Annotated in this window: 14 protein-coding genes, 1 tRNA gene and 1 pseudogene; 11 read left to right on the forward strand and 5 right to left on the reverse strand. The window is 58.2% G+C overall.

Annotated elements, in window-relative coordinates; all coding sequences use genetic code 11:
• Positions 1–37: 37 nt before the first annotated feature.
• Positions 38–1,150 carry a TIGR00730 family Rossman fold protein gene (locus I6J23_RS02800; protein WP_204582440.1) on the reverse strand — a complete coding sequence of 371 codons (1,113 nt, stop codon included), beginning with the start codon at positions 1,148–1,150 and terminating at the stop codon, positions 38–40.
• 192 nt (positions 1,151–1,342) lie between these two features.
• Between I6J23_RS02800 and I6J23_RS10650 the strand changes: the two genes are divergently transcribed.
• Complete coding sequence (locus I6J23_RS10650; RefSeq protein ID WP_082089980.1) at positions 1,343–1,657, forward strand: threonine dehydratase; 315 nt, start codon at positions 1,343–1,345, stop codon at positions 1,655–1,657.
• 294 nt (positions 1,658–1,951) lie between these two features.
• Here I6J23_RS10650 and I6J23_RS02810 read toward each other — a convergent pair whose 3' ends face one another.
• The gene (locus I6J23_RS02810) at positions 1,952–2,152 is read right to left on the reverse strand and encodes a hypothetical protein (RefSeq protein WP_204582442.1); all 201 of its coding nucleotides are present in this window, start codon (positions 2,150–2,152) and stop codon (positions 1,952–1,954) included.
• 582 nt (positions 2,153–2,734) lie between these two features.
• On the opposite strand from I6J23_RS02810, the gene eat reads away from it, so the two are divergent.
• From eat to I6J23_RS02835, 4 genes and pseudogenes are all read left to right on the forward strand, one after another.
• Positions 2,735–4,270 (forward strand): ethanolamine permease, encoded by a 1,536-nt coding sequence (gene eat, locus I6J23_RS02815; RefSeq protein ID WP_204582443.1) that lies wholly within the window; start codon positions 2,735–2,737, stop codon positions 4,268–4,270.
• Entirely contained in the window at positions 4,270–5,667 is a 1,398-nt protein-coding gene (locus I6J23_RS02820) for an ethanolamine ammonia-lyase subunit EutB (RefSeq protein WP_204582444.1), read from the forward strand. Before eat ends, I6J23_RS02820 begins: the two co-directional genes overlap by 1 nt.
• On the forward strand, positions 5,664–6,557 hold the full coding sequence (gene eutC / locus I6J23_RS02825) for an ethanolamine ammonia-lyase subunit EutC (RefSeq protein WP_204582445.1): 894 nt from the start codon (positions 5,664–5,666) through the stop codon (positions 6,555–6,557). The genes I6J23_RS02820 and eutC overlap by 4 nt, the downstream gene beginning before the upstream one ends.
• 200 nt (positions 6,558–6,757) lie before the next feature.
• A pseudogene (locus tag I6J23_RS02835) lies at positions 6,758–8,029 on the forward strand (glycosyltransferase 87 family protein).
• 5 nt (positions 8,030–8,034) lie between these two features.
• On the opposite strand, the gene I6J23_RS02840 reads toward I6J23_RS02835, so the two are convergent.
• The 3 genes from I6J23_RS02840 to I6J23_RS02850 form a co-directional block, all read right to left on the reverse strand.
• Positions 8,035–9,498, reverse strand: coding sequence for an NAD-dependent succinate-semialdehyde dehydrogenase (locus I6J23_RS02840; protein ID WP_204582883.1), 1,464 nt, complete (start codon positions 9,496–9,498; stop codon positions 8,035–8,037).
• A gap of 135 nt (positions 9,499–9,633) precedes the next feature.
• Positions 9,634–10,236, reverse strand: a complete 603-nt coding sequence (locus tag I6J23_RS02845; RefSeq protein ID WP_204582447.1) for an MFS transporter — start codon at positions 10,234–10,236, stop codon at positions 9,634–9,636.
• 200 nt (positions 10,237–10,436) lie between these two features.
• Positions 10,437–10,520 (reverse strand) — tRNA-Leu (locus tag I6J23_RS02850).
• A gap of 430 nt (positions 10,521–10,950) precedes the next feature.
• Between I6J23_RS02850 and I6J23_RS02855 the strand changes: the two genes are divergently transcribed.
• From I6J23_RS02855 to I6J23_RS02880, 6 genes are all read left to right on the forward strand, one after another.
• Positions 10,951–11,937, forward strand: a complete 987-nt coding sequence (locus I6J23_RS02855) for a DUF3662 and FHA domain-containing protein (RefSeq protein ID WP_204582448.1) — start codon at positions 10,951–10,953, stop codon at positions 11,935–11,937.
• 295 nt (positions 11,938–12,232) lie between these two features.
• Positions 12,233–12,742 (forward strand): FHA domain-containing protein FhaB/FipA, encoded by a 510-nt coding sequence (locus I6J23_RS02860; RefSeq protein ID WP_239454961.1) that lies wholly within the window; start codon positions 12,233–12,235, stop codon positions 12,740–12,742.
• A gap of 14 nt (positions 12,743–12,756) precedes the next feature.
• Positions 12,757–14,466 (forward strand): PP2C family protein-serine/threonine phosphatase, encoded by a 1,710-nt coding sequence (locus I6J23_RS10890; protein WP_204582449.1) that lies wholly within the window; start codon positions 12,757–12,759, stop codon positions 14,464–14,466.
• Positions 14,467–15,924 carry an FtsW/RodA/SpoVE family cell cycle protein gene (locus I6J23_RS02870; RefSeq protein ID WP_204582450.1) on the forward strand — a complete coding sequence of 486 codons (1,458 nt, stop codon included), beginning with the start codon at positions 14,467–14,469 and terminating at the stop codon, positions 15,922–15,924.
• Complete coding sequence (locus I6J23_RS02875) at positions 15,921–17,384, forward strand: penicillin-binding transpeptidase domain-containing protein (protein ID WP_204582451.1); 1,464 nt, start codon at positions 15,921–15,923, stop codon at positions 17,382–17,384. The genes I6J23_RS02870 and I6J23_RS02875 overlap by 4 nt, the downstream gene beginning before the upstream one ends.
• Positions 17,385–17,387: 3 nt before the next feature.
• Positions 17,388–19,277: a serine/threonine-protein kinase gene (locus tag I6J23_RS02880; protein WP_204582452.1), complete on the forward strand. Its 1,890-nt coding sequence runs from the start codon at positions 17,388–17,390 to the stop codon at positions 19,275–19,277.

The raw sequence follows: 19,277 nt of genomic DNA on the forward strand, positions 1-19,277 counted from the left end.
CGTGAAGGGTCGCGCTGCCCTCTAGCGCACCCGACCTCTAGCCCCACTTCGGGGCCGGAGGGACCCAAGCGTCGACCTTCTCATACAGCTCGCTTGGGTTATCCGCAATAATGAGGGATTCCAGATACGCAGAGCTTAAGAAACCCTCTGCCACCATATGTTTAATGGTGCTGATCAGCGGATCCCAGTAGCCATTCACGTTGAGCAGCGCCACAGCGTGCTGTGTGTAGCCCAGTTGTTGCTGGGTCCAGGCATCGAAAAGCTCGTCGACAGTGCCGGCACCTCCGGGTAGCCCCACAACGATATCGGCTAATTCCCCCATTCGCGTTTTACGCGCAGACATCGTGGGCACCAGCTCTAAACGCGTTAAACGGTCGTGCGCGATTTCTCCACGCGCCGGAGTGGGCATAGTTCCATCGGCCCGTGGAATAACATAAGAGTGTCCGCCCTGGTTAAAGCCATTGGGGCCATCCACACCGGCGAGCAAATAGGGGATGACGCCGATGCACAACGTTCCATCCTCAGCGGCAGTATCCCCCACAACTCCCATGAGGCCCGCGCGCCCGCCACCATAAACAATGTGATCATTGTGGGCGCCGATGGAACGCACCAGCGACTCCACAGCCTCCCGATAGGCGGGACTGTTCCCCAGCGCCGAGCCGGTGAACAGGAGGAATCCGCGTCCATATAACTGCGGCACTACCTCACGAGTCAGAGGCGCAATAGATTCACGTTCGGTTTTGATGTGCTCGCTGGTCAACCAGCACGCCTCGTCGAGTTCAGCATGCGGAGTTACGTCATAGACGTCGTTATTGTCACTATTGCTGACGCCGGCGTTATCGACGTGACCGTCGTCGGCACTATTGTTCCAGCTCAGCGGGTTTTTTAGCGTAAAAACGTCGGCGAGTAGTTGTGTGTTGGCCTCATTAGCCGCGTTTGTTCGGAACGTGCCGACGAAGGTCAGGTCCTCTGTTGTGACGTGAAGGTCCAGTTCTTCATCGAGTTCGCGAATGAGCGTTTGATCTGGTGTTTCTCCCAGCTCTGGCTTGCCGCCGGGAAACATAAACGCTGACGTTCCCTTCTTGCGGACAAGTAAGAACTGGCCATCACGATTCCGGATGATTGCGGCGCTCACGCGAATGATTGACATAGGTTGCAAGTCTAACAAAGGGGTGTGGCGGAGCATTGGCCTTCAGCCCCAAAATAATCAATTTTCAATAAGACATTCGTTGGGTCTTTTTCCAGCGATTTTCTATATGTGGTGAATGTCGTTAAGATCGGAAGTGAGTAACGCGCGGAGACTATCCGCAGCGTCGATAAACGCACAGAAAGGTTGCGCACTATGACTGCTGAGCACGTCATTCACGAGAATCACACCCATGAGCATGGTCCGGGCTGCGGGCACGTCGCTATCCCCCACGGTGACCACGTCGACTACCTGCACGACGGCCACCTCCACCACAAGCACGAAGACCACTGGGACGAATGCACGACCGAGGGGCACACGATCCACGAGAACCACCCCCACGAGCATGGTCCGGGCTGCGGGCACGTCGCTATCCCCCACGGTGACCACGTCGACTACCTGCACGACGGCCACCTCCACCACAAGCACGAAGACCACTGGGACGAGTGTGGCCATCTGACCTGTAGCTAAAAGCTGCACGAGGTAACGCACGGTAAAACAACATGAAAGGAGCGCCGTACCTTGCTCCCCAGCAGGTACGGCGCTCCTTTTGTCCCATTGCTCCCTCGAGGATCGAAATGCATCACCAAACTTTCAGATCGTGAGAAGCGTTGATGCCTCTCTGTTCCGCTTACATGACACAAACTACGAAGCGCACCTGAACAAACAACAAAACAAACCTGTGTAGTTACTGAGAAAAACAAAGGGAGCCTGAGAAGGAGTGCCACTGCCCCCCCCACAACCACGCGTGAGGATGGATACTGCCTAGGCGCCCCTGAGCTCAGCGCCCTGCACATCTGCAAAACTCAACGGCTTGCCATCGTTGTACTCTTCGGAGAAATACTCAGCTTCGTTGATGTGATGCTGTTTTTCTTCCTCACTTAACTTTTCCCATATCTCAACTGTTTCGGGAGTTACGTAGAGATAATCGGAAATGACGATGCGATCGCTCTCGTTATTGCTCATAAAGAAACTATAAGTCCCACACCGGCCAGCAGTCTTCAGTGTTTCTACTTTCTTCTCCTCCTCTCCTAATTTCCCCTATTTACGACGTGCCCCGGGGTTCCTCGGGACCCCGCTCCCTGTATGCCTGAAAAGCCATCCTCCTGCGCGGCCGGCACACCGCCCTTCATACACATAAAAGAAGCGCCGTACCTTGCTCCCCAGCAGGTACGGCGCTTCTTTGTCCCATTGCTCCCTCAAGGATCGAGATGAATCACCAAACTTTCAGGTCATGAAAAGCACGAACTGCTTTTCTGTGTTTACGTTCTCTGTTTCGCTTACGAGACTTAACCTACGAAGCCCACCTGAACAAACAACAAAACAAACCTGTGGAAACACTGTAAAAATCGCTCTTTCCTTAAGAACGCCGACCGCCGACCGCCGCAGCGTAGCTTGAGCCCTCCAACACCCGCCCCCTCCCACGGCTTGCGCTCTCCGACCCCACACAAACCCCGTTTTACCCCGCCGTAACACAACCTCAGAAAAGCAACGCTCCCGCAACATGGCAGCAAAGGGACAGAGAGAAAGCACACCTACCGTCACACTATGACCGCAACACATGAGACCACTCCACAGCCGCCAACGCATCTGAAACAAGGTTCTTTCAACTGGATTGTCCTGGCTGGACTTGGGGTATCCTTCGTCATTTCGGGTGACTTCGCCGGCTGGCAGTTCGGGCTCGGCTCCGGTGGCTGGGGTGGCCTTTTCTGTGCCCTCCTTATCGTTGCGATTTTATATATGAGCATGTGCCTGGCACTTGCGGAGTTATCGGCCGCTCTCCCATCAGCGGGTGGTGGCCATCTGTTTGCGCAAGTAGCAGTAGGTGATTTCGCCGGTTTCATGACGGCGATCGCCATTTTGCTGGAGTACGTGCTGGCCCCCGCCGCCATTGCCACGTTCATTAGCAGTTATGTCGAATCCCTCCACATCCCGGGCGTTCCCGCAGGATGGCCCATTTATCTCTTCTGCTATATCGCGGTTGTAGTTGTTCACCTAGCAGGTGCCGGCGAGGCCCTTAAAGCGATGTGCGCCGTCACCATCATCGCCGTCGCTGCACTGGTGCTGTACACCGTGGTAATGGCCCCGCATGTGCATATCAGCGCCTTCACCGATGGCTGGTCGGGAGCAACAGAGTCTCACAATCCACCCGGTACGTCTGACCACATTTCTCTTTTCGACGGCGGCCTCGCGGGAATTTGGGCGACCATCCCCTTCGCCATGTGGTTCTTCCTGGCCATCGAGGGCGTTCCGATGGCTGCTGAGGAGGCGAAAGACCCGGCGCGATCGGTACCCAAGGCAATTGTCGTTGCGATGATGATTCTGCTAGTTGCGGCTATCACGATGATGGTCGTGGGGCCGGGTGCCGCGGGCACTGGTGTGGTGGCAGAGTCAGGCAATCCGCTAGTGGCCGCCCTTGAGCACGTCGGCGCGAACCACACCGTGGTGGTAGCCATCAATTACGCGGCCTTGTTGGGCCTGGTGGCCTCGTTCTTCTCTATTATTTACGGCTATTCGCGGCTGACGTTTTCGCTGTCCCGCGCTGGACTGCTTCCTGCTTTCTTATCGACGACGAACCGCCGCGGCGCTCCAACGTGGGCGTTGATTGTTCCCGCGTGCGTGGGGTTTGCGTTGACGTTGGTGGCGGATGGTGACGCCCTAATGTCTGTTGCTGTGTTTGGCGCCGTGGTGTCCTACGCGCTGATGATGGTGGCGCATATTGTGTTGCGGGTGCGGCGCCCGGAGCTGCCACGGCCTTACCGGACGCTCGGTGGCATCGCGACCTCGGGTGTTGCGTTGGTGCTGTCGCTGGGCGCGGTCGTGGCAACGTTCATGAATGCGCCCATGCTTGCCGGGTGCGCATTGGGCGTGATGGCGCTGGCGGCCGTGGGGTATGCCGCGTGGGGTCGGAAGACATCGCCGGTGGATATTGCACAGGAGCGCGCTGCGCGGCAACGTGCCGGACGGGAGCGAAACCTAAAGGCCCGCGACCTAGCAGTACCCTCCCCGTCCCCTCGCGAACTGGAGACTCCCACCAATACCCCACGCACACTTACCCCGCTCCAGGCTGAGGAGGTCTACTAATGTATTCCCAACACCTCGCTGGGCACACGTACTCATTCGCATCCTTAACGGAGGTGATGGCGAAGGCGTCGCCTATCCGTTCTGGTGACCAACTGGCCGGATGTGCCGCACACTCCGCGGCCGAGCGTGTCGCCGCCGCAATGGTCTTGGCGGACGTGGAACTACGCGAGTTCATCCGTCGCCCCCTCATCGAGGACGCCGTCACAGACCTCATCCACCGAACCCACGACTCCGACGCGTTCCGCCCCCTCGCGCACATGACCGTGGGCGCATTCCGCGAATACCTCCTGGAACAGGCGTATCGCAGCGCCGACATCTCCTCTTTGGCGTGGGCATTGACACCCGAGATGGCCGCAGCTGTCTCCAAACTGATGAGCAATGGCGAGCTGATCGCGGTATCCGCCGCGTTAAACGTCGTTACGAAATTCCGAACAACCCTGGGTTTACCTGGTCGTTTGTCGTCGCGGTTGCAGCCCAACCACCCCACCGACGACCCCGCGGGTGTGGCGGCCAGCGTCCTGGACGGGCTGCTCTTCGGGTGCGGCGACGCGGTGGTGGGCATTAACCCGGCCGGCGATTCCCCCGAGGCGGTCCGCGATCTGCTGCTTCTGCTCGACGAGGTGCGGCGACGGTACTCCATCCCTATGCAGTCGAGCGTGCTCACACATATCTCGACGACGATTGACCTCATGGAGGCCGGCGCACCCGTGGATCTGCCGTTTCAGTCAATTGTGGGAACGGAAGGAGCGCTGCGGTCCTTCGGCGTGTCGCTCAGTATGCTGGCCGAAGCAGAGCAGGCCGCGGACGAATTGCGCCGAGGAACCGTCGGCACGAATGCTTTGTATTTTGAGACCGGTCAGGGATCGTGCCTGTCGGCAGACGCGAATATCGGCGTCGATGGGCCGGTTGACCAGCAAACTTTGGAGGCTCGCGCGTACGGGGTGGCGCGTGTGTATCGTCCGCTGTTGGTCAATACGGTGGTGGGATTCATCGGGCCCGAATACCTGTACGACGGTAAGCAAATCATCCGGGCGGGGTTGGAGGACAACTTCTGCGGCCGGCTCCTGGGCATTTACATGGGGTGCGACGTGTGCTACACCAACCATGCCGAAACAGATAGCGACGATATGGACACGCTCCTGCACCTTCTGGCGGCGGCGAACACCGGTTTCGTCATCGCCGTTCCGGGTGCCGACGACATCATGCTGGGCTATCAGTCCCTGTCCTTCCATGACATCGCGCAGGTTCGCGCCACTATGGGCAAACGGCCAGCGCCCGAATTCGAAGAATGGTTGCACACGACTGGAGTCACAGATCAAGGCGGATTACTTGCCGACGAGGGCCCTGCACCTGCTCTCTCGCCCGACCATGCCATGGAATTGGGGTGGACATCATGACGAGGCAGCTCGACGTCACGACCACGGGTGGCGAACCCCGAGTTACGAGTGGCGAGGCCAAACTTACGGGCGGCGAGGACGGCCGTGCTGGGGACGACCATCGTCCCGACGCGTGGGCGAGAGTCCGTGATCTCACCCCGGCGCGGATCGGGTTAGGGAGACACGGCGCGGCGCAACCGACCTCATCGAAACTATCGTTCGCAGCGGCTCACGCAGCCGCACGCGATGCTGTCCATTCAGGTGAGTCGGGTGACTTCAGTGAGCCGAGTAACGGCGGGGATGCAGGTCGTCTGGATAGTTCCGACACGGAGAGTGGGCTTTCCTTTCTTGCCGACGCACCGCTCGTGCGGTCGCGCGCTGGGAACCGGCCCGAATATTTACGACGCCCTGACCTGGGCCGACTTCCCAACGGTGAGGACCTGTCGAAACTGCCCACTCGTGAGGCCGGATGGGATGTGGGGATAGTCATGGCGGATGGCCTCTCCCCTGACGCGCTGTCCTATCACGGCAAGGCCACGGAAGAGGCGCTGCGGGACGCAGTTCACCGCATCTGCCCGGAACTCTCCATTGCCCCCACCGTCAAAGCTAACCAAGCTCGGGTCGCGTTGGGTGACCACATTGCACATGCCATGAACATGCGCGTCGTTGTGGTCATTATTGGCGAGAGGCCAGGGCTTTCGGTGCCTCATTCTCTCGGCATGTACATCACATATGACGCGTCGCCGGGGACGACCGACGAGCGACGGAACTGTATTTCAAACATTCACCCGCCCGACGGGCTGAGTTATGAACACGCAGCATTCACCGCAGCCGACCTCATCTCAAAGATGCTGGAATTGAGGAAATCGGGCGCAACTGTGAAGGCTACGCGGCACGCTATTTCTAGCTAGAGGTTTTCTGATAATTCCTACCGATGAAATGACGCCCTATACTCATTTCCATGCAATCTGGCCGTGGTTGTAAGCATCAGCTCCCTGAATATCCGGTTTCGCCACAAGACCCCGCCCCCACTTCTACTTCTTCCTCTGCCTGTGCAGGCGGTGGAATATCCCTGGGGGTTCTTCTGTTGGCTGGGTGGGCAATTTTAAGTATGACGTCCGGTCAAGTACGTCATAGTCAAAACGGCAATTTATTCGTGTGGCCAGCGGATTTTACTGTTTATTATCAGGCTGTCCAGCATGTATTTCGTGAACATAGTCTTTACGACGCCACGTATGTCTTCGATTTACCATTTACCTATCCGCCATTTGCCGCTGTAGTTTTTTCGCCGATGATCCTTATGGAGCGTAAACCACTCATTGTGATCTGGCAGCTGGGGTCTCTTGTGATTCTATTTGCCGTAATCGCGGCGACTCTTCGACAGCGAGGATATAAATAGCCCTATCTAATTATTATTTCAATAGCTGGAGTATTCGCGTCATTTAATCTCGCTGCGGTTCACGGAACCTTTTTCTGGGGGCAAATCAATATCTATTTGATGGGGTTAGTTGCCCTCGATTTCCTCCGTGGAAGCAAGGGACGCCTCAGGGGCCTAGGGACTGGTCTTGCGACCGGAATAAAACTTACGCCCGCATTGTCTGCAGTCGTTTTTGTTTTTGAACGACGGTGGAAACCACTTTTTGTTGCTATCGGAACATTTGTGGTCAGCATCATTGCTGGTTGCCTGCTCATTCCCGATGGCCCCCAATACTGGACGCGATACATGTTTGAAACTAGCCGGATCGGTGTCCAAAGCAACCCTGGTGCTCACTCACTTCGTGGGGCTTTATATCGATGGCATGACACAGACCAGATTGCTCTGTGGCTAATACTCGATGTGCTCGTCATTATCGTATTTTTTATCGCAGTACGAGGTGCTATTAAGCATGGGGATTTACCCATGGCCATGTGTTTGTCGGGAATAACGGCCCCGATTATTGCTCCATTTTCGTGGTATCACCACTGGGTTTTTCTGGTTCCCACAGCCATTGTGCTGATCTGCGATATCGCCACAGGGTTCACGCTGGCGACACAACGGATTCACAATAACCGGGTTCGTTGGTTTGTAAATCAGTGTGGTGGGTTCGTCAGCGTGGCTATCGTGAGCGTTGCTTATGTCCCCTTTATTAACCCGTACAGCGTGCCAGCTTTCCGAAATCTCGCTTACAGTGAGTCCTTCGATCCCGCCGTTATCCCCGGGAGTTACGTCGGAACAGGCATTGCCATTCTGATTGTTGTTGCACTGCGGTACACCATCGCCTCCGCTGTGACCTCCACCGCGAGCACTCCGCCCTCTACGCATACTCAGCGTCATTCGTCGCAGAGACGGGCACCACAGAGGTGGGGGGCACCCGCACGGTCCTCATCACGTAAGCAGTTATAAGACATCTACTCCGTTGGCATAGCGATATAGCGAACCTCCTGGTATTCCTCGATACCGGCATTTCCGCCTTCGCGACCCAGGCCGGACTGCTTCACGCCACCGAATGGAGCCGCCGCGTTGGACAAGACGCCCACATTTAAACCTGCCATTCCAGCCTCGAGATCCTCCGAGAACCGCAACGCTCGCTGGACATTCGTCGTAAATATATAGGATGACAATCCGTATTCGGTATCGTTGGCTAACTCAAGTGCCTCGTTTTCCGTAGAGAATGTCGTAATCGGGGCGACGGGCCCGAAAATCTCCTCACCGAATACTCGCGCATCGGTGGGAACGGGGTACAGTACCGTCGGCTTATAGAAATAGCCCTTGCCCCCAAGGGACTCACCGCCGCAAAGCACCGTCGCGCCCTTCTCTTTAGCATCATCAACTAAAGCGGCCACGTTCTCCAGGGCTTTCTTCTCAATCAGCGGGCCGCACGTCGTGCCCTCATCCAACCCATTTCCACAGGTCAAATCACCCATTGCCTGGGCCAGCTTCTTCGAGAACTCCTCGGCCACCGACTCATGCACAATAAACCGGTTCGCAGCCGTACAGGCCTCACCCATGTTCCGCATCTTTGCAGCCATAGCACCCTCAACAGCCTTGTCCAGATCCGCGTCGTCAAAAACGACAAACGGAGCATTGCCACCCAGCTCCATCGAGGTTCGCAACACATTCTTCGAGGCGGCTTCGAGCAGATGCTTGCCGACGCCCGTCGAGCCGGTGAACGACATTTTGCGCAAGCGCGAATCGCTCATGATCGGATCCGACACTGACGATGCCGATTTCGACGGCACCACATTAACGACGCCATCCGGCACGCCGGCTTGGCGCAGCAGCTCAATAAAGTACAGCGAGGTGAGCGGTGTTAGGCGCGCGGGCTTCAACACGACGGTGCAGCCGGCAGCTAATGCTGGGCCGATCTTGCGGGTACCCATGGCCAGCGGGAAGTTCCACGGTGTGATGAGGAAACATGGCCCCACAGGGCGACGGGAAACCAGGAACCGTAGAGAGCCCTCCGGGCTCGTGGAATATTGACCCCCAATGCGGTTCGCTTCCTCAGAGAACCAGCGGAGGAACTCCCCGCCGTACGTGACCTCACCGCGGGATTCCGCTAGAGGCTTCCCCATTTCCAGCGTCATCAACGTGGCTAATTCCTCAGAGTTCTCTTGAACCAGGTCAAACGCCTTTTTCAAAATTGAGCTGCGCTCACGGGACGACGTATGTGACCACTCGTATTGAGCATCAGATGCCGCGTCAAGGGCCTTAATGGCATCATCGCCCGTCGCGCTAGCCACCGTTGCGATGACCTCGCCGGTGGCAGGGTTCTCAACGTCAAAGGTCTCTGAGCTAGACGAATCAACCCACTTCCCATTAATAAATAACTGGGTTGGAGTTTTCGCTATCAGCTCTTCCAGATCAATAGACACAACGGCGCCTTTCAGATTGAATGTCACAGGTCGGTTGATTGTCGCACCTAGGGTTAACTGCCAGGGTAATCCCTGCTACGCGTTTCCGTCAGGGAATATTGCCACTGTCATTTCTAGCTGTCGTTATCTCCCCCATTACCGGTGCTTACCACTGCGTAGTAAAAACACATTGCTGATAGCACAAGCGGCGACGATGGCACACACAGTCGCAACAACAAAAGGCTGACCGCCCACAATTCCTGCGGCAAGAGCGGGAACCGCGGTGGATCCGAGACCCGCCACCAAAATAATCATTCCGGCCGCCAAACTGGGCTCGCGGGGAAGAAACGCCATCCCAATTTGAGTTGCCGCAGAGACCGCAAGCATCAGAAACGTCGTAAAGGCGCCAGTGCATAATCCTACCGATAAACCGGATAGGGTGCGGCCAATACACAAACCAGGAAAATTAGTTGCCAGTGTAAAGGTCATGCTCGAGGCCAAAGAGAGCGCAATACACGTTAAGATAACTGGTTTTCTTCCTACAATGTCAGAAACGTGGCCAAACAATAATGCAATGACCACACCCACGACATAAAAAGAAAAGAAGACGACAGTTGAGCTGGAACCCAGCCCCCAATCCCGCTGATATATCGAATACAGCCCCGACGGAATCGTCGACCCGAGTACGACCATCGTCATTCCATACGATAGCGCTATCCCGTCATAAACCCGTCGCACCGTACCAGTCATTGCACCCATATCACGACACCCTCACATAGCGTCAACCCACATCGATCAAAACCTGCTCTATGCTTCAGCGCGAACTTAGTTTTCTTTAAGGAACACTGTAGCCAAGGAATCAACGACAGTGAGGGAGAACTGGAAGAATGAGAAAGCCCCCGTCGGCTGAACCTTTGTAGGATCACAACCGACGGGGACTGACACTCACAATGAAGTTGTGGGCGAAGGGGGACTTGAACCCCCACGTCCGTAAAGGACACTGGCACCTGAAGCCAGCGCGTCTGCCATTCCGCCACTCGCCCGAAACAACGCACGTCAGCTTAGCACGACGTCGCGCGTCGAAAACAAAAGGGGAGGTCACAGGCTTGAAAAGTCCGCGAACTAGCCCACAAACTTACCCAAAACCGTCCCTATGCCTCATACCATATCAGCTTCACATCTCGTACATTCCTCGTATATTCCTCATGCATAACGCGTGAAATCCCGTCGATATTGATCGCACTCAGCGAAAACCTGGGCGTAGTACGCTGCTCTCCTATGTATTTACAAAAGAAATTCGTATAATGACCTGAACTTCTCTCGAATGGCATAGCGTAGAGAACACCACGGTCACATAAAGAACGATCGCAGATCAGGGGCAACCCGTGGCTGACCGCGCACGACCTGCCGTCAGCCACACATCAGTGCAGCCCTGAAGTTTCACGCGATGCCAAGAAAGGTGTCCCAGTTCATATGGATATGCTCGGGCGTTTCCGAAAGCTCGATAGCTCCCTGCAACGCGGCATGGATAACGGGTTCGCGCGCGTCTTCGGCGGATCCGTCGTCCCTGCCGAAATTGAGGAACTCTTGAAGCAAGAGGCCGAGGATTCCTTAGTTTATGGACCCCACGGCACTCTATATGCCCCCGACCGGTACGTCGTCTACCTCGCAGCAAAAGACTTAGACAAGACTAACGACGCCGATCCGGACCTGAACTTCGACCTCTCCGACTTGCTTGGACGCTTCATCCGCAATGAAGGATGGCGCACCTACGAAGCCGTCACCGTGGACCTTAAAAGCGACAAGGGGCTACACAGCGGCCAGCTCAAGTGCCACTCCTCCGTGTCAGAACACCAGGATGCGCGGCCAGTGAGTCCACCCACCGAGGTCTACGCTTCTCAACAAAACAACTCCGCCAACCAGAACCAGGCGGAGCAGCATGGCCAGCCGGAGGGACAAGCCGGCTATCCTCACAGCCTCGACTATGACAGCTACCACCATGCACAAGCATGGTCCGAAGTCGCCGACGCCGCCGACACGGCTAACCCTGCCCCCGGAACAGGACACGTTTCCCCCGCCGACGCCGCCGGGACGCCCAACGCGCAAGATAACGGCGGTTATGCCCCAGGTCAGGCGTCGGCAAACGGACAGGCAACCGAGCAAGCAGCCGTCACTCTCTTGCTTCAAGACGGATCCTCCCGGACATACCACGTGCATGAAGGAACAAATATCATCGGGCGTGGTAACCAAGTGGATTTCCGCCTCCCCGACACCGGCGTATCACGACGGCACGCCGAGCTCGTGTGGGACGGAAAAGAAGCCGTCCTAGTGGACCTTCACTCCACCAATGGCACCACAGTCAACGACACCCCGATTGACAACTGGCTGCTGGCCGACGGAGACGTCATCACCGTCGGACACTCTTATATAGAGGTGCGAATCAACACGCCTCAGAAGTAAAGCCACAGAGCTACAACCGGCGCGAGCCCTCAAAAGTCCGGGGCGGCGTGAGAAATGGGCTAGGTGTCGATACCCGCGTCGACGTCGTCGTCAATACCGACATCAATACCGCCGAAAAGCTTTACCGCACGTCTACGAACACCGGCTTTATGCTGCCAGGTTGGCGCGCAGGCACACCAAAGAAGGTAAAGTAGGGCACGACTTGAATCGGTGGGGTGTCCAGGTGTGCCTGTAAGCTCACTATCCAGCTGGCACACACGGAGCCACAACCGATGCTGCTGCACAACCAAGGAGGATGCCCACCATGCAAAGCACGGTGTTGTTTCTCGTTAAACTAGCCATCCTCATCCTGCTCTGGCTCTTTATCGCGCTTACCCTGCGCGCTCTCAAACGAGACTCGGCTACACCCTCAGCCACCGTGCTCGCGGCACCCGCCGTAACAGCGCCCCAAGGCGGACCTGACCCCACCGTCTCCCCCAACTCCGAGGGCAGACGTAATCAGCGAAATAGAGCCCCGCTCTCGGAACTCGTCGTGACCAACGGGCCCCAGAGAGGACAAACTATCGACCTGACGTCGCAACCCGAAGTCTTCGTCGGACGAGCCTCGTCATGCACCCTTGTCCTCAGCGACGACTACGCTTCATCCCGCCACGCACGGTTCATCCGCAACGGAAACGACTGGTTCGTGGAAGATCTAGAATCGCGTAACGGGACGTACCTCAACGAGCAACGTATCGACCAACTAGAAACCCTCACCCGCGGAGATGCCATCCGCGTCGGCCGAACCACACTGCACGTGCAGTAGGAAGGGATCATTAGATGACATATGCCCTGACCTACGCGGCCGCATCGCACGTAGGATTGATCCGCGGAAATAACGAAGACTCTGCCTACGCCGGCCCCCACTTGTTGGCACTGGCCGACGGCATGGGCGGACATGCAGCGGGAGAAATAGCCTCCCAGCTCATGATTTCCCACATCGCCCACGTCGATGATGTGGGACCCGGCGACGACATGTGCGGGCAGCTGGCCGACGCGATGGCCGAAGGTAACGCTGCTATCGCTAACCAGATCGACATCAACCCCGCCACCGAAGGCATGGGGTGCACCCTGGACGCCTTCTTCTTCAAAGGTGACACCCTCGCCATCTGCCACGTCGGCGACTCACGCGGGTACCTCTACCGCGACGGACACCTCGAGCAGATCACCAAGGACGACACCTACGTCCAATCCCTTGTCGACGAAGGCCAGCTGGCACCTGAAGACGTTTCTAACCACCCGCAGCGATCCCTCATCCTGAAAGCGCTGACAGGCCGACCTGTGGAGCCCACCTTGATGCTCCGCGATGTCCGCCCCGGCGACCGGTACCTCTTGTGCTCCGACGGTCTCTCCGACCCCGTCAGCCACGACACCATCGCGGATATCGTCTCCCGCGGCACGCTCTCACAAGCTGCCGAACGCCTCATCGACCTCGCCCTGCGTAGCGGAGGGCCTGATAACGTCACCGTCGTTCTCGGGGAAATCGTCGACACCAGCGACGACGATCACACCCCGGCCGCGCCCATCCTCGTCGGCGCGCTCGATCCGGAACAGACCGACGTCGCCCGACCGGATACCGCGGCCGGCCGAGCCGTCGGCATGAAGCTTATACAACAGAACAAGGAAGCCCAGGCCCAACGAAATCCTGGAGCGCGCTCCGGATCGCAACCGGCGTCGCCCGACAACGGTGGTGGCCCCTCCGACAACGGGAGAACACACACATCCCGGGGTGACCTTGCCGATTCCGCACACAGTGGTATATCCGCCGGGGCCAATGAACGTAGTAGCACAGCAGGTCGTGGTGCGAAGGACAGTACTGATTCCACCCACGGTTCAGCCGTCGCCGGAGGGCACAGCCACAATCACGAAAAACACACCAGCAAAAAACGACGTCGCGTCGGACTCACGGCGGGCGTCATTGTTCTTGTCCTCGCCGTTGTCATCGGTGCCGGCGGATGGTGGGCGAAGAAAAAGCTAGACAACCGCTATTACATCGCCACCGACAACAACGAACTCGTCGTCTATAAAGGTGCCGACGAAACTGTCCTCGGGAAGACGCTTCACAGCACGTACCAACGTGCATGTTTGGATGCCAAAGGCAACCTCACGTTGCTGGATGCGGACTCCAGTAAGAAATGCCACCGCTTCCAGCTCACCGACCTTCCGCCATCGACGCGGACGAACGTCGACAATTTGCCCTCGGGTGATTACAACGACGTCCAAACACAAATGGAGCGTCTAGCTAAGCAAGCGCTCCCCGCCTGCGTCACCCGCGAATCGTCACATGGGAATGCAGACAACCCCGACGCCGCCCGCGACGACCGCAGTAGCGAGCCACATGCGCCCTCCGACGCAGCCACCAGTGGCGAACCCGCACCTGGCACTCCCAGCACTGGTGAGTCCGCAGCCAATAATGCCTCAGGAGACAACGCCAACGGGCACCCCGGAGACCTCACCACACCTGGTGACACATGCCGGGAGGTGAAATAAATGACCTATTCACACCCATCGACCGCAGGAAACGCCGTCGCGTACCCGGCTACAACAACCGGGCAGGCAGCCGACGACACAGGACCCATTGCACGGCCACGACGGCCACGGCGCTGGATCGAACTCGGGCTACTCCTGGCTGTCACCGCAATCCTCGCTTTGGCGGTCATCGCCGTGGAAATCGCAGCTAACCATCCGCTCACCACGGATGTTGCCTATCTCCTCGGCGGGTTCATCATCATTTTCACCGTCGCCCACCTCGTGCTCTTGTGGAAAGCGCCCTACTCCGACCAAATCATGCTTCCCGTCGCGGCGCTGCTCAACGCCATCGGCCTCGTCATGATTTACCGACTAGACCTAGCCACGGGGAATAATCTCGTCCGCTCACAAATCATGTGGACAATTATCGGCGTCGCCATGATGGTCGCCGTCATCGTCGGACTTCGCGACCACCGATCTCTCCAGGACTACTCGTTCCTGCTAGGTATCGCCGGGCTGATCTTCATGGCCATCCCCATGGTGTGGCCCACCAGCCTCAATGCTGACGCCAACGTATGGGTACAAATCGGGCCCTTCTCCATCCAGCCCGGAGAATTCTCGAAGATTCTGCTCCTCCTATTCTTCGCCTCTCTGCTCACCACAAAGCGAGCGCTGTTCAACGTCGCCGGCACCAAATTCCTGGGAATGAGATTCCCGCGGCTACGTGACCTTGGCCCCATCCTCGTCGTGTGGGGAATCGCCCTCGTCATCATGGCTGGCGAGAACGATTTCGGCCCAGCCCTCCTCCTCTTCGGAACCGTGCTTGGCATGCTCTACATCGCCACGTCGCGGCCGTCGTGGATCATTATCGGACTCGGTCTTGCTGCTATTGGGGCCGTCGGTATCTACAACATCTCCGCAAAAATCCAAACACGCGTCGATAACTTCATCGACCCCATCAGCCACTACAACGAAGGTGGGTACCAGCTCTCGCAGGCGCTCTTCGGCTTGTCGTGGGGTGGGATCACCGGGACCGGACTCGGGCGTGGATACCCCGACGAGGTGCCCGTCGCGCATTCTGACTTCATCCTCGCCGCCATCGGTGAGGAACTCGGCCTCGTGGGGCTCTCCGCGCTCATCGTCCTCTACGCCATATTCGTCGCCAGAGGTATGAAAACAGCGCTTAAGACACGCGACACCTACGGCAAACTCGTCGCCTCTGGGCTATCGCTCACCATCGCGATCCAGGTGTTCGTCGTCGTCGGAGGGATCTCGCGGCTGCTGCCGATGACGGGACTGACGACACCATTCGTCGCGCACGGTGGATCCTCGCTCCTTGCCAACTACATGCTGCTGGCCATCATCCTGCGCATTTCCAATTCCGCGCGACAACCAGCTAGCGTTAGCGGGTCAGCCGCGACACCGAACCGCACAACCAACCCGCAAGCCAGCACCAACCAGAAGGAGGCACAACAGTGAACCGGTCCATCCGCGCAGTCACCATCTTCTGCCTTCTTCTCGTCGTTGCGATGGTCGCCAACCTCACCTGGATCCAGGGTTTTCAGACCGACCACCTTGCCAAAAACTCGCTTGACCGGCGCCAATACTACGACATGAAGTCACGCCAACGCGGACAGATCAGTGCCGGGGGAGAAATCCTGGCGCACTCCGTTAAGGGCGCCAATGACATGTACAACCGCGAATATGTCAGCGATCCCGACGCGTTCGGGCCCGTCGAGGGCTACCTGTCTGACCGGTACGGGACAGCGGGCATCGAAGCCAGCCAGAACAACATTCTCGACGGCACCGACGATTCGCTGTTCACCAAACGGTTTACCGACACCCTCACGGGTAAAGAAACCCAAGGTGCCAATGTCGAGCTCACCATCGACCCCAAGACACAACGCGTCGCTTACGACGCCATGACCAGCCGCGGATACACCGGTGCCGTCGTCGCGATCCGGCCATCCACAGGGGAAGTTCTCGCGCTTGCCTCCACACCTGGCTACGACCCGCGCAGCATCGTCACCCCCAATGCGGAGGAAGCACAACAAAACTGGGCCGCCCTCAACACCAACCCGGAATCGCCACTGCTCAACCACGCTACGCAGCAAACACTTCCGCCCGGATCGACGTTCAAACTCATCACCACGGCCGCCGCCATGGAAAAGAACAACGTCAACGCCAACACCACGGTCACCGCTGAACCGCAAATCACGCTGCCGGATAGCTACACAACCATGGAGAACTACGATGGCGAACGATGCGGGGGCGGCTCCGTGACCACGCTGTCCACCGCGTTCACCCTCTCCTGTAACACGGCGTTCGCCCAGCTCGGCATGGCTGCCGGCACCGAACAATTCAAGAAGACCGCCAAAGCGTTCGGCGTAGGTGAAAGCGTGGATGACTTCGGACTCCCCGTTCAGACATCCACCGTCGGCGATATCGCTGACCAACCCTCACTAGCGCAATCCTCCATCGGACAGCGAGACGTCTCCATCACACCGCTGCAAGACGCAATCATCGCCGCCACCATCGCCAACAAAGGCAAGAGGATGAAGCCCTACGTGGTCAAGCAGATCACCGACTCCAGCCTCAAACCCATCAAGACCACTAAGCCCAAACAAGTCAATACCGCGGTGAACGAAGACATCGCGAACCGCATCACGCAGCTCATGATCGGATCCGAAAAAGGCACCAGCGGGTACGCCGGCGCCGACATCGCATCCAAGACCGGTACCGCCGAACACGGCGAAAACTCACGGTCCTCCAACCCACACGCCTGGTACGTCGCCTTCGGCCCCTCCCAGAACGCCGATGTCGCCGTGGCCGTCGTCGTCGAAAATGGTGGTGACCGAGGACAAGCAGCAACGGGCGGATCCGTCGCAGCCCCAATCGGCCGCGCCGTCATCGCCCAGGCACTCAAGGACGGGGTGTAAAACATGACCAATGACAACGATCTCCAACCAGATCGATCAGACATTGAGCGCGTCCAACGCCTCGTAGGAACCCACTACCGCCTCAACTGGATCATCGGCCGGGGCGGCATGTCCACCGTGTGGCTCGCCACCGACAACGACACTGGCGACCCCGTCGCCATCAAAGTTCTCAAACCCGAGTACACCGATAACACCGAGTTCCGCGAACGCTTCCGCAACGAAGCCAACGCATCGTCACTCATCGACAGCCCCAACGTCGTTCACACCCACGCCTACCGCGAAGTCCTCGATGCCGGACTGACCTTCTGCTTCATCATCATGGAATACGTGCGTGGTGAATCGCTTGCCGACGTCCTCGCACGCGAAAAGAAACTTCCCGAAAAACTCGCACTCGACGTACTGCAGCAAAGCGCGCTCGGACTGCAGGCCATCCACGCTGCCGGCATGGTTCACCGAGATATCAAGCCCGGCAACCTGCTCATCACGCCTGACGGCACCGTCAAGGTCGCGGACTTCGGCATCGCTAAAGCGGCTGAAGCGGTCCCGCTTACGCGGACCGGCATGGTAGTTGGCACCGCACAATACGTCTCCCCTGAACAAGCCCAAGGGATGAAGGTCGGGCCTGCCAGCGATATTTACTCGCTCGGTGTCGTCGGCTATGAAATGCTTACCGGCCAACGGCCCTTCCGTGGTGACTCCACCGTGTCCGTTGCCATCGCGCACATCAACACCACGCCACCTGCACTGCCCGAAAGCATCGGCCGAAATACTCGCGAACTCATTGCGACTGCGCTGCGCAAAGATCCTCGCGCACGGTACGCCAATGGTGCCGAACTCACCATGGCCGTCGCCCATGTTCGCAACGGCGACATGCCGCCACTGCCCGAAACACTTCACCAACAAATCAATCAAGACGGCATGGTCACTCCGGGTGGCCCCGACGCCCCCACCGCCATGTTCGCCACCAACGGGGAACCCCAGCCGACCGCACAATTCGTCTCGCCCACAGCACCCGGTGAATCCATCGCGCAAGTCACCGAACAACCACAAACCCCTGCACCCGAGGTCCAGGGGCCAGCGCCCCGACCCGGCGGTACCGTCCACCCATCCCTTGGGGGAGCAGCAACCAACCGCGGCCCCTCCGATCACACACGTATAAGCCCAGCAGCACAACAGAACACTGCAGCTCCCGGCGCGGCAGCGGCAGCCACCCACCGCCGAGGTGATACGCAAAATCGGGGGCAAAGCCCTGCCCGGAGCACCACCAAAGGCACGACACCCAACACAAACAGCAGCAACTCCAAGGCCACCCGGTGGCTTTGGACGCTCATTGGGCTCCTCGTTCTCATCGTCGTCGCCATCGGTGCATGGATGGCCTTCGGCGTACACCGCGATGGCGGGCGCGATGAGACTGGCGAAACAGTAACCAGCGTTATTACCACCGTCGTCCCTGGTGAAAACGACGACAATGACACAGCGCCAGCGGAGACCTACCAGCCACCACAACGGACCAACACCGAGCAACAAACCAATCCAGGCACGGAGACCCGCCCCGTCCAGCCGACCAACTCAGGAGACCAGGGGACAAACGAGACCCCCGGGACCGACAATGACACCACAGGCGGAAACGGAAATACCGGGACCACCGACGGCAACTCCGGTAACACGAACACCGGCGGGAATAACTCCAACGGGGGTACCAACAACGGGTCCGGCAACGCAGGAAACACCGGCAGCCGCGGGAACAGCAACGGTGGCAACAGCGGATCAGGCAACACCAACCAACAAAACTCCGCCATCAACGGAGGAACCGGGACAGGAGGAACCACCGGACAAGGCCACAGCTCCCACAACGGAACAAGTAACGGAAATAGCGCTCGGAGCGGGGTCTAA

Source organism: Corynebacterium kroppenstedtii, from assembly GCF_016894245.1.
Lineage (GTDB): Bacteria > Actinomycetota > Actinomycetes > Mycobacteriales > Mycobacteriaceae > Corynebacterium.

What these genes read in the sequence shown, in the direction of transcription:
- I6J23_RS10650 (WP_082089980.1), top strand. Translation starts at nt 1,343, where the DNA reads ATGACTGCTGAGCACGTCATTCACGAGAATCACACCCATGAGCATGGT.
- I6J23_RS02845 (WP_204582447.1), bottom strand. Translation starts at nt 10,236, where the DNA reads ATGGGTGCAATGACTGGTACGGTGCGACGGGTTTATGACGGGATAGCG.
- I6J23_RS02855 (WP_204582448.1), top strand. Translation starts at nt 10,951, where the DNA reads ATGGATATGCTCGGGCGTTTCCGAAAGCTCGATAGCTCCCTGCAACGC.
- I6J23_RS02810 (WP_204582442.1), bottom strand. Translation starts at nt 2,152, where the DNA reads ATGAGCAATAACGAGAGCGATCGCATCGTCATTTCCGATTATCTCTAC.
- I6J23_RS02870 (WP_204582450.1), top strand. Translation starts at nt 14,467, where the DNA reads ATGACCTATTCACACCCATCGACCGCAGGAAACGCCGTCGCGTACCCG.
- I6J23_RS02800 (WP_204582440.1), bottom strand. Translation starts at nt 1,150, where the DNA reads ATGTCAATCATTCGCGTGAGCGCCGCAATCATCCGGAATCGTGATGGC.
- I6J23_RS02880 (WP_204582452.1), top strand. Translation starts at nt 17,388, where the DNA reads ATGACCAATGACAACGATCTCCAACCAGATCGATCAGACATTGAGCGC.
- I6J23_RS10890 (WP_204582449.1), top strand. Translation starts at nt 12,757, where the DNA reads ATGACATATGCCCTGACCTACGCGGCCGCATCGCACGTAGGATTGATC.
- eat (WP_204582443.1), top strand. Translation starts at nt 2,735, where the DNA reads ATGACCGCAACACATGAGACCACTCCACAGCCGCCAACGCATCTGAAA.
- I6J23_RS02860 (WP_239454961.1), top strand. Translation starts at nt 12,233, where the DNA reads ATGCCCACCATGCAAAGCACGGTGTTGTTTCTCGTTAAACTAGCCATC.
- eutC (WP_204582445.1), top strand. Translation starts at nt 5,664, where the DNA reads ATGACGAGGCAGCTCGACGTCACGACCACGGGTGGCGAACCCCGAGTT.
- I6J23_RS02820 (WP_204582444.1), top strand. Translation starts at nt 4,270, where the DNA reads ATGTATTCCCAACACCTCGCTGGGCACACGTACTCATTCGCATCCTTA.